This is a genomic window from Larkinella ripae, assembly GCF_054780775.1.
Map to the genome: position 1 here is coordinate 23648 of NZ_BAAGVR010000002.1, position 9731 is coordinate 33378.

Sequence of the window (9731 nt, forward strand, 5' to 3'; positions counted from 1 at the left end):
AACGACTAGTACAATCTGATCCCAATGGCGACGTATAAGCCAGACCGGCAGAATACCCGCCTGCGGGCTTCCATCGGGCGTTACCCAACCTGAATTATTCAACTCCCAGTTGGCCGTTAAGCCGGGCTTACCCCAACAAATTACTACGATGGACAAATCAAAACGAGTGACCGACCGGGTAGGCTCCAGTGGCTGGGGCTATACTCCCCAACGCATGGAAGTCGTAGCGACTTCGCTGGCCGGCAAGGTCGCCTACCGACTGCTGGGCCAGAATATTTTTGTGCCCACCACCGTGTGGCTGTGTCCCCGCCAACTGGAAGCTAAGGTGGAAAAATACCGCAAACGCCGGCAGTGGCTGGTCGGACCCGGTCTGACGCCCCAAGTTGCCCTGCTGCCAGCGTGGGATGAGAGTGAAGAAAGGGAGCCATCGATCAGCGGCCATGAGCTCACCGAAAACGAAGAAACAACCGTTAACCATCCGATCCATGTATCACCTGATCTCCAAATCCAGCCCGCTGTTTAGAAAGCTGGGGGGCCTGCAACGGCGCATTCAGGCGGCTCACGTCGAAGCCCGAAAAGTAGCGGTAGAAATGGGCGCCGATCCAGGCTATTTGCTGCTGGGCACGGGGTATGCGGCCGGCATGCTCGAAGGCCTGCACTTTGCCAAACGGCCCGGGGATTGGAAGCTCGTTCATCAAGAAGGCAGTGTAAGCCTATACTATCCGAAGGACCTGCTGAGAACTTACTCCGAGCGGCGGCAGCTGCAAAAGGGACCTTGCGTCGATCGAATCGAACTGGGTGAGGTGATCGGGTATCTGCCTAACCCCCCCGGTAGTCTGATGCGGTTGCAACCGTTCGTGGGTTTCAGTTGGTACCCCAACTATATTCTGGTTCACATTCCGCAGAATGCCTTTTACACTCCCATTGAAGGAATGGAATCGATTGATCCGGCCAGGTATGATGCGCTTTATAGGATCAATAGCACGACCATACCGGTACACAAATGGGGTAAAAACGATCGGATTCTGATCAGAACTGCGTAAAAAGTTTACATTTGTTTACATCACATTGAGTTTTGTCAGTCCATAAAAAAAGGATTGAGGTAAAGGTCAAGCGGGGAGGAGGGTTATCGGAAAACCTGGAGAAAACCCCCGGTCGTAATGAATCCTATGGGATGAAAATGCTAACAAATGTTAACATCACTGGGGTATTTTAGGAGAGTCTTCCCGGCAAGAAACCTAAGAAAACCTCAGGTTAGATTGGGTTTTTCGCCGGCCAGAAGGGTAAGAATGGTTGAGCTCACCGGGGAGGTCAGCATCGCAAGAACCTGACAAAACCTGACATCAGATTGATTTTCAGGAAGCCTAAAGCAAAGTGCTGGGTAAGAAAATGATGAGAAATGATGAGCTCACAGGGGCCAGAATGTTGACAAAAGTTGACATCAGAACCGAAATGACGGTCTTTCTCTCATTCAAAAACCTGAGAAAACCTCAGGTCAGATGGCGTTACAACTGGTGGAAATGTTAAGAAACGCTTAGCTTACCCGGTTGTTCTGGCTGCGTGCTCATCCTTCAAAAACCTAACAAAACCTAACATCACCTTCATTTCTCCGCGATCAAAAACTTAACAAAACTTAACATCAGAACCGCATTTGCTGAGGTAAGCAGAATCCAGCAACTTGACAAAACTTGACATCACATCGGAATTCGTTAGGTAAAATGATAATAAATGATGACATCACCTAGCATTTCGTCGGCTTAAAAGGTGGAGAAATGGTGAGGTCACCGGTCCGTTCAATCTTTCAACCCTTAACACAGCATATCGTGAGATACATTGTCCGTATAGGCTCGGCGTTGTTCAACACGCTCTGGGCTTACCAACACCGGATTCAGCAAATCAACCAGGAGTGTCAAAAACTGGCCCGGGAGATTGGCGCCGATGATCAACCCATTCTGCTCCAGCCGGGGTATGCGGCCGGGGGCATCTTAGGTTTTTCATTTCCGCAAAAACCCCGCGGCTGGAAAACAACCCGACGTGGTGATCCTACTTTCTATTATCCCCAAGACCTTACCCCCTCTAACCGGGAGATTTTGGAAAAGATCAGTGAGCTGCCCAAATTGACGTATATGGAGATCAGCACAACCATCGGTTTTGAGTTTCAGTTCGTGGGTGACAAGTTTTTGCACCGGATCGGCATAAAGTGGTTTGATGACTATATCCTGATTCATATTCCCGGAGAAGCCCACTACACCCCCGCGGCAGGCATGGAAGAGATTAAGGTTTCACTCTATCAAAAGCTCTATAAAGAGCCAGCTTCTTTATCAGACAAATGATCTGTTTAACGGCATAAAATCAGTTATAAAAAGGGGGATTTCTAGCGAAATGAAGAGTTTTCCCAGTCCATACGCGCGCGCGAAATAGGGCGGGCAATAAACAGACAAACTTAGTGGTCACGTTGAGGTTTTTGACTCCGTCAACGCGAACGAGCATTCGTCTGCTTACCGGTCAACAGCCAGGGCACCTAAATGCGAAATAACCCGCCCCTTCGTTGACATTTATTTCCAGTTTGGTGACATTTTTACGTTCTTGAATAGGTATTGGTCAACGCGCCAGGCGAACAAAGACGAACCACCGTAAAAACGACTGTATGAACACGCTTTTAAGCGCTTGCCGGCCGGGGCCAAATGATAGCGACCCATCTGCTGATCATCAGCCAGTGCTGCCTTGAACCCGCTCACGACTGGCTTATCGTTTGGCGGCACTCGAAAACGTTATGTGATCGAAGATCCTTGTCTGTATCTGCCGCTTTCCGAGTATGAAAGCCTGGTCAAACACCTGCAATTGCTGCCCTTTAGCCACGAGCAGGATCCCCCCGAACGGCGCCAACTTCGGAAGCAGAACGCGGCGATCATTAAACAGGGACAGGAGCGAATCCAGCAGGCGAACGATTTTTATCACATCAAGACCTAACCAGCCTATGCCCGCTCCCGCCGGAAATACCTTTGCTCAAGGCCACAAAGGCGGCCGGCCGTCAAAGTATCAGCAAGCGTATGCTCATCACGCCTATCATTACTGTCTGATGGGGGCTACTGACAACGAGTTGGCCGCTTTTTTTGAGGTTGATGTTTCAACCCTCTACGAATGGCGACGCCGGTATGCTGCTTTTTCCGATGCCGTTAAACGGGGTAAGATGTGGGCTGATGCGCAGATTGCCCATGCGCTCTTTAAAAAGGCAATGGGTTTTAATCATCCGCAAACCAAATTCATTGTGGTATCATCAGGAGATCATAAACAGGCGGTGGTAACCCGGGAAATAATCAAGTATTATCCACCCGATGTAACTGCGCTGAAGTTCTGGCTGACCAATCGGCAAGCTCACTTATGGCGTGATAAGCCCGTTGTTGATATGACAGAGAGGGGCACCCGGCTCATTCGTCGGGATGAGGCTTCGGGCAACATCATTATTGAGATGATCGACGAGAGTGGGGAGTGACACGGTGCCAACCGTCTCTAATCACTACCGGTTGAGCGCTGGCAAATACAGGACCTATTTTCTTCAAAGAACGATAACCACCAGGTTTAATCGAGTCAGTGAAGTAGCTTTCGGGTATTCACATAGATTGGATGCCGATCAATCAGATCATCCGGGTCCAGAGCGAGGGCAGCTACAGCCGGGTTTATATACTAACCGGCCAGGAGTATCTGATTGCCGTTACGCTACTGAAAGTGAGCCAGCGACTGCCGGGCTTCTGGCGGGTGCACAAGTCGCATCTGGTCAATCCGATGTATGTTGATCAAATTCGTAAGACTCAAAAGCAGGGTAGGTTTGTCTTGTTATCGACGGGTGAGAAAATCCCAATAGCCCGCCGGGTCATCATTGTCATTGGGAGGTACTTTGAATTGTGTGAATGTTAGGGTAACTTCACTATCATCAGAAACAGTATGAAAGCAGGCTTCCAGTTCGGTATTTTACTTTGTATCGCCATCACTGCGAATGCACTACTATGAATGGCGGTATCAACCCAGGGCCTTCCCTTCCTTCAGGCAAAACAACAGTACCTGAACTACTTCCCTTCTTTCCTAAGAAATGCCGGATTGCTGACCTTGCTAAGCATCACATTTGGTGGCCTTTCGATTTTTTACTAGCCTCTTCACAACGACCGTTGACCGCTGTATCTCGCGGTGTCGGTCAGGCGTTCATCTTATTAAATTTTGTCCTGATTAGCTGGAATCTATTCACGCTGCTTTAGGCCCTCTTAACCTGCATTGCTTTAAACCGACGTTTTTCAAAATCCCCGGACCAGCTGCGGGATTTGAAATTGTAACCCATTGTCCGTCCACTCACTTTATTGTGATATGGCATATTACGTGCTACCCAAATAGTTGAGTTATATTGACCTACTAGCATTGTTACAGCCCCGGCAACACAGGCCGGGTTCTGTTTTTCTGCAATCCAATGGATATCTACCTTTGCTTTACGAGCAAATCAAAACCCGTCCATCAATTACCCAGGCCGAACTGGATGAGCAGATCCGGCAGATCAATGAAGTGTTTCCGCTTGAAAAATGAAATCGTATAAATTACCCATTATTCACAACGGCGTCGCCTGCGAGGTGGCCGTCACGCTCGACGATCGTCAGGCAATGATCTTTGCGTACGTGGAGGGCGAGGTGATTGATAAGCCGCTGACCACCGATATCAACGCATTTGAGGGAAGTGTGCTGACGGCGATCAAGAGTGTGAGGAATTACGTAGAGCGGCATCATCCGGTTGGACCAAAGTTGACCGAGCCCGAAAAGACGCTGCTCCGGCTGGGATTCGTGGAGGTGGAGAAGCCTATTGATTAAGTGGGTGTCCGAAAAAAGTGGTAATAAAAAGGGCTGAGCAGATGAGTTGCCCAGCCTTTCAAATCCTATGGGATAGTGAAATTTAATAACCCTTATAGTCTACGCTGCTGGGCCTGTCAAATACTACGTCCCTATACTCTCTTTTCAAGTCGCTGTTGACCATTACTTTGTAATCCTTTATTACATCGAAGAATATTCGATCCAGATCTTCATACCTCTGTTCAGGAAACTGTCGTTGAAGCTCTGAAATTACTTCTTGGTAACCTCGACCTTCTCCTGAGTCACCCGTTTTTTGGTCAATTCGCTGTCTATAGTCTTTCATCGCTTCAAAGATCGCTTCCCGAATTTTAAGTCCGGTCAGTTCGTCTCGTAGCTGAGAATTTTCAGCGGTTAGCTTTTCTACGTATTTCTGAATTTCCTGAAATGGCCCGTCCAACGGGTTTTGTGACGCATTTTCTTCGGTAGTCATGGATAAGAGATTGTAGTGATTGTAATAGTGAATTTTAAGTCCCAAAAACAGAACCGGACAAAATCAGCCTATTTCTCGAAACATACTGTCGAATGAAGGACACATTTTGTCGATTTGGGGACATTTTCAAAATAGAGTTCACTTCAAAAATGATTCCTGTAAAAATGGCCAACTACTAGCTAAAATACATTTGTACTCGGTTAAGGCGCATGAGGTTGTTTAATAGATAGTTAGGGTGAGATTTTAATTTGTAGAAATCTTTTTATTTCTATATTGTATTGATTTCGTTCTATACTCTATCCCACAATTCAAAACTATGCGTTTATCCAACTCGGCCCGGCTTTTCAAGCTGGTTACTCACCTTGCGTCCAATCCGGACCTGTTGCCGCCCTACGTTAAGCACAATGTGTTGAGCAAGAAATTTCCGATTGATCTTGAATTGCCATGGTGGTCGTACCGTGCTATCGACTACGTTGACAAAATCATTCCCAACAAACGGATTTTCGAGTATGGCAGTGGCGGCTCCACCATTCGTTTTGCCAAAAAAGCAAAGTCAATTCTGGCGACCGAGAACGACACGAAATGGATCCAGTTCGGAAAAGAGAAGTTGGAAAAGAATTGAATGACTAACGTAGAAATCCTCAACAACCCTTTTGACTTTCACAATCCCGACAACTTTGAGAGTAGTGACTACATGCACGCGGTTGACAAAGGCGAGTTCGATGTGATCCTTATTGACGGACTGGATAAGTCATTTAAAGAGCGCATTAAATGCTTTCGCTATGTTGAGCCGCGTATGAAAGAGGGTCAGTATATCGTTGTCGATGATTTCTGGCGTTATCCTGAGCTAATCAACTCACACAGGGCGAAAAAATTTGATGTATTTGAGTCAGTTGGGCCGGGCAGGATGGGTGTAACGAGCACCGCAGTTTTTGAATATTGACAAATGGGAAACGCGGGGTCTTCCCGCGTTTTTCCTTGTGCCGGTGAGGATTAAATTCGGAGGGCTAACAACTAGTCGTGCGTATTTTATCTGAAACAGTCAGCCTTTACAGCTACTTGGAATGGTCTGAGCCGAGCGGGTGGTTCCCTCGCTCGTTGGGTCGGATGGGCGTTCCCCCGGCACCTGCAGTTTGAAGGGGGGTTCAACAGTAGTTTTACCTAGTTAATTACTTTCACCATGGAATCCGGATCCAGCTTTCCGGAGAAGACGCACACCTGTGCTGGCCGCTATTACAGTACGTTGTTTTGACCTTATTTGTTATAAGGTCGATTTAGCTAAGCGCGGAAGAATCACCATTGTTCTACCGATTGATCAGGTCTGATTGGGTTGCTCTTTTGTGTTTACTATGCATGTGAGTCTGAAATAATTATCTTAAACTCCTATCCCATCTATGATTCCTTCTCTACCGTTTCGACCCTTTGGCCGACACTATTCCTTTGGGTCTAGTAAGTTATTCCGCGTTCGTGTAGCCCCCCACTGGTGGCTGGTTTGTTTGCTCTTAACAGGACTCAGCACCGTAAGTTGGGGGCAGTGCTTCAATAGCGAAACATACGTATCCGTTGGTTATCACCCCCTTTCGGTTGCCGTGGGCGACTTCAACAGCGATGGCCTACCTGACGTGGCGACAGCAAACTCGGGTTCAAATGACGTCTCGGTGCTGCTGGCGAATGGCAGTGGCGGATTTGGGGAAGCTACTAACTTTCCCGTCGGTACTACTGCCAATTCGGTTGCTGTGGGCGACTTCAATGGCGACGGTCGGGATGATCTGGTGGTAACGAATATAAGTTCAAATGACGTCTCGGTGCTGCTGGGGAATGGCAGTGGCGGCTTTGGAGAAACTACTAACTTTCCCGTCGGTATTGGTCCCAGTTCGGTTGCCGTGGGCGACTTCAACGGCGACGGTCGGGATGATCTGGCTATCACCATGGCTTATGGATACGTCGCGGTGCTGCTGGCAAATGGCAGTGGGGGTTTTGGGGCACCTGCTACCTTTCCTATCGGTAGCTCTGCCAATTCGGTTAAAGTGGGTGACTTCAACGGCGATGGTCGGGCTGATTTGGTTGTCGTAAACCCAAATTCAGCTACCATCTCGGTGCTGCTAGGTGATGGCAGTGGGGGTTTTGGCGCCGCCACTAAAATTTTCGTTAGTGCTATCCCCGAATCGGTGGCGGTGGGCGATTTAAATGGCGATGGCCGACTTGATCTGGTCACCGCGAACCCAAGTTCAGGTACCATCTCGGTGCTGCTGGGGAATGGCAGTGGCGGATTCGGGGAAGCTACTCTTTATTACCTCGGTAGCTTCGAAGAGATTGTGATAGGCGACTTCAATGGCGATGGCCGGCCTGACCTGGCCGGAGCGACCTCGGGCCACATCTCGGTGCTGATGGCTAATGCCTATGGGGGCTTTAGGGCACCTAAATACTTTCCCGTCACTGGCAGTCCCCGTTCGATAGTGAAGGGCGACTTCAACGGGGATGGTTGGGTTGACCTGGCGACTGCGAACACCATCTCTAACGTCGTCTCGGTGCTGATTAACTGCGGCTCCAATCGGTCACCGGTAGTGACTGGCACCCAGGTTACCGTTCCTCAATCAGCTACGGTATCGGTGCCCTTCAGCGTTTCTGTGGCCTCCGCCGTCACCGACCCCGACGGCGATGTGCTCACCTTCTCAGCAGAGGGCTTGCCCCCTGGACTCAGCATCGACCCGGTTTCGGGCATTGTCTCGGGCACACCTTCCACCACCGTGGGCAGTCCCTTCACGGTGATTCTGAGGGCCACAGACCCGTATGGTAACTCCACCAGGGTCACCGGGCTGTTCACCGTAGTTAACCCCACTACTCCGCCCGTTGCCAATCGGGCACCAGTGCTGACCGGAGCCCAAGGCACCATTCCCCAATCAGCTACGGTATCGGTGCCCTTCAGTATTTCAGTGGCCCCCGCTGTTACCGACCCCGACGGCGATGTGCTCACCTTTTCAGCGAGTGGCTTGCCCCCTGGGCTCAGCATCGACCCGGTTTCGGGCATTGTCTCGGGCACACCTTCCACCACCGTGGGCAGTCCCTTCACGGTGACCCTGAGGGCCACAGACCCGCAGGGTGCCTCCATAAGCCTTACTGGGCGGTTCCCCGTAGTCAACCCCGCCGGGGGTGCGGCCCGGCTGAGTGTAAGCGTAGAACCGACCGGTAGACTACAGGTCAACCTATTGGGTAACCCGGTGAGGCAGGCCATCGAGGTTGAGGTAACAGGAGTTGAAACCAGCTTGCTACAACTGTCATTAACCGATATGACGGGGCGTATCATTGGCCAAAGACGCACTGAGCGAGCGGGCCCCAGTGAACAATATCGGTTTGATGTGTCAACCATGCCCCCCGGCATCCTCTTCCTGAGGGCCAGTAGTGGGGTACAGTCCCAAACCGTCCGGATTCTGAAAGTGAATTAATTCCGGTATTAGTAAGGCAATCCAAGGGCCCCGGTTGGTAGTCGGGGCCCTTGGGCTGTTTGAAGTTACGAAAACGTTTCGTCCGTCGTTGGGACCACCTTCAGTTTAGGTCTGTACTGCCTTCACGCTGTAGATTACAGCGAACTTTATGACTTAAGAGGTTTAAATAAGTCACTATAAGAAGAATTAAATAGCATTGCCCCAATTATCGAATTGAAAGAAAACAGATCTAGCGCCTGGCACGATCCAGGCGGGGGATTTTGTTTGGTTGCCATTCGGACGTTTAAGGGAGTTGAAAATTTTCAAAGTAACGCAATCCAAAACACTTGCTGATTCGTAGGTCTGTTCAAATCAGTGATACAAGCCCGGCCCATGCTGGGCTTTTTTGGTTTCGAAGAATTAAAGTAGAGTGTTGACAATTGATTACATTTAGGACTGGATTATTGCCTGGTTTTATGAAACGTAATGAAATTACCGATTTTCAATGGTCAGTAATAGTTCATTTGTTACCGGGAAAAGCAGGGGATCCTGGTCATACAGCCGCTGATAACCGGTTGTTTATAAATGCCATCCTTTGGATCAGCCGCAGTGGCGTCCCCTGGCGCGATCTGCCTCCCCGTTTTGGACCCTGGAACTCGGTTTACAGGCGATTTCGCCGGTGGGCCATAGCAGGGGTCTGGCAAACCATTTACGACAGGCTTCAGGAACCTGACCTGCATTGGGTCATGATTGATTCGACCGTTGTACGCGGCCACCAGGTGCCACTGGACAATAGAAAGCGCCCTGCATGATTTCCTAAAACCGGTTTTCGATTGAGTCTTAAGTATACTGAAACAGGAGAATTTATTTTAAGCGCTGTGCAACCATTTTCAATAAAATACGGACTAACTGTATTGGGACCTAGTATGTCTCTTGTCTTAGCCCCCTAAATGGTTGGACAAAATTGTAAAAACAGTTTAGTCCATTAATTTA

General features: G+C 49.3%; 12 protein-coding genes. 11 read left to right on the top strand and 1 reads right to left on the bottom strand.

Annotation, left to right across the window (positions count from 1 at the left end):
• Positions 1-148 precede the first annotated feature (148 nt).
• From ACYVHX_RS04635 to ACYVHX_RS04665, 7 genes are all read left to right on the top strand, one after another.
• Positions 149-523 (top strand): hypothetical protein, encoded by a 375-nt coding sequence (locus tag ACYVHX_RS04635; protein ID WP_460670449.1) that lies wholly within the window; start codon positions 149-151, stop codon positions 521-523.
• Complete coding sequence (locus ACYVHX_RS04640) at positions 486-1043, top strand: hypothetical protein (RefSeq protein ID WP_460670450.1); 558 nt, start codon at positions 486-488, stop codon at positions 1041-1043. Before ACYVHX_RS04635 ends, ACYVHX_RS04640 begins: the two co-directional genes overlap by 38 nt.
• Before the next feature lie 780 nt (positions 1044-1823).
• A complete protein-coding gene (locus tag ACYVHX_RS04645; protein ID WP_460670451.1) occupies positions 1824-2333 on the top strand; it encodes a hypothetical protein in 510 nt (169 codons plus the stop codon).
• 391 nt (positions 2334-2724) lie between these two features.
• A complete protein-coding gene (locus ACYVHX_RS04650) occupies positions 2725-2970 on the top strand; it encodes a hypothetical protein (protein ID WP_460670452.1) in 246 nt (81 codons plus the stop codon).
• Between the two features lie 7 nt (positions 2971-2977).
• Positions 2978-3493: a terminase gene (locus ACYVHX_RS04655; protein WP_460670453.1), complete on the top strand. Its 516-nt coding sequence runs from the start codon at positions 2978-2980 to the stop codon at positions 3491-3493.
• A gap of 131 nt (positions 3494-3624) precedes the next feature.
• The gene (locus ACYVHX_RS04660) at positions 3625-3915 is read left to right on the top strand and encodes a LytR/AlgR family response regulator transcription factor (RefSeq protein WP_460670454.1); all 291 of its coding nucleotides are present in this window, start codon (positions 3625-3627) and stop codon (positions 3913-3915) included.
• A 650-nt stretch (positions 3916-4565) separates the two neighbouring features.
• Positions 4566-4847: a hypothetical protein gene (locus ACYVHX_RS04665; RefSeq protein ID WP_460670455.1), complete on the top strand. Its 282-nt coding sequence runs from the start codon at positions 4566-4568 to the stop codon at positions 4845-4847.
• 82 nt (positions 4848-4929) lie between these two features.
• On the opposite strand, the gene ACYVHX_RS04670 is transcribed toward ACYVHX_RS04665, so the two are convergent.
• A complete protein-coding gene (locus ACYVHX_RS04670) occupies positions 4930-5316 on the bottom strand; it encodes a hypothetical protein (protein ID WP_460670456.1) in 387 nt (128 codons plus the stop codon).
• Between the two features lie 316 nt (positions 5317-5632).
• Here ACYVHX_RS04670 and ACYVHX_RS04675 point away from each other — a divergent pair, with 316 nt between their 5' ends.
• The 4 genes from ACYVHX_RS04675 (at position 5633) to ACYVHX_RS04690 (ending at position 9550) form a co-directional block, all read left to right on the top strand.
• Positions 5633-5938, top strand: coding sequence for a hypothetical protein (locus tag ACYVHX_RS04675; protein WP_460670457.1), 306 nt, complete (start codon positions 5633-5635; stop codon positions 5936-5938).
• Entirely contained in the window at positions 5939-6259 is a 321-nt protein-coding gene (locus ACYVHX_RS04680) for a hypothetical protein (RefSeq protein WP_460670458.1), read from the top strand. It abuts the gene before it with no gap.
• 451 nt (positions 6260-6710) lie between these two features.
• Positions 6711-8759 carry an FG-GAP-like repeat-containing protein gene (locus ACYVHX_RS04685; RefSeq protein ID WP_460670459.1) on the top strand — a complete coding sequence of 683 codons (2049 nt, stop codon included), beginning with the start codon at positions 6711-6713 and terminating at the stop codon, positions 8757-8759.
• Between the two features lie 455 nt (positions 8760-9214).
• The gene (locus tag ACYVHX_RS04690; RefSeq protein ID WP_460670460.1) at positions 9215-9550 is read left to right on the top strand and encodes an IS5 family transposase; all 336 of its coding nucleotides are present in this window, start codon (positions 9215-9217) and stop codon (positions 9548-9550) included.
• Positions 9551-9731: the final 181 nt, after the last annotated feature.

Excerpts from the sequence above, each read along its gene's own strand:
- ACYVHX_RS04635 (WP_460670449.1), top strand. The coding sequence starts at position 149 with ATGGACAAATCAAAACGAGTGACCGACCGGGTAGGCTCCAGTGGCTGG.
- ACYVHX_RS04640 (WP_460670450.1), top strand. The coding sequence starts at position 486 with ATGTATCACCTGATCTCCAAATCCAGCCCGCTGTTTAGAAAGCTGGGG.
- ACYVHX_RS04655 (WP_460670453.1), top strand. The coding sequence starts at position 2,978 with ATGCCCGCTCCCGCCGGAAATACCTTTGCTCAAGGCCACAAAGGCGGC.
- ACYVHX_RS04660 (WP_460670454.1), top strand. The coding sequence starts at position 3,625 with ATGCCGATCAATCAGATCATCCGGGTCCAGAGCGAGGGCAGCTACAGC.
- ACYVHX_RS04665 (WP_460670455.1), top strand. The coding sequence starts at position 4,566 with ATGAAATCGTATAAATTACCCATTATTCACAACGGCGTCGCCTGCGAG.
- ACYVHX_RS04670 (WP_460670456.1), bottom strand. The coding sequence starts at position 5,316 with ATGACTACCGAAGAAAATGCGTCACAAAACCCGTTGGACGGGCCATTT.
- ACYVHX_RS04675 (WP_460670457.1), top strand. The coding sequence starts at position 5,633 with ATGCGTTTATCCAACTCGGCCCGGCTTTTCAAGCTGGTTACTCACCTT.
- ACYVHX_RS04680 (WP_460670458.1), top strand. The coding sequence starts at position 5,939 with ATGACTAACGTAGAAATCCTCAACAACCCTTTTGACTTTCACAATCCC.
- ACYVHX_RS04685 (WP_460670459.1), top strand. The coding sequence starts at position 6,711 with ATGATTCCTTCTCTACCGTTTCGACCCTTTGGCCGACACTATTCCTTT.
- ACYVHX_RS04690 (WP_460670460.1), top strand. The coding sequence starts at position 9,215 with ATGAAACGTAATGAAATTACCGATTTTCAATGGTCAGTAATAGTTCAT.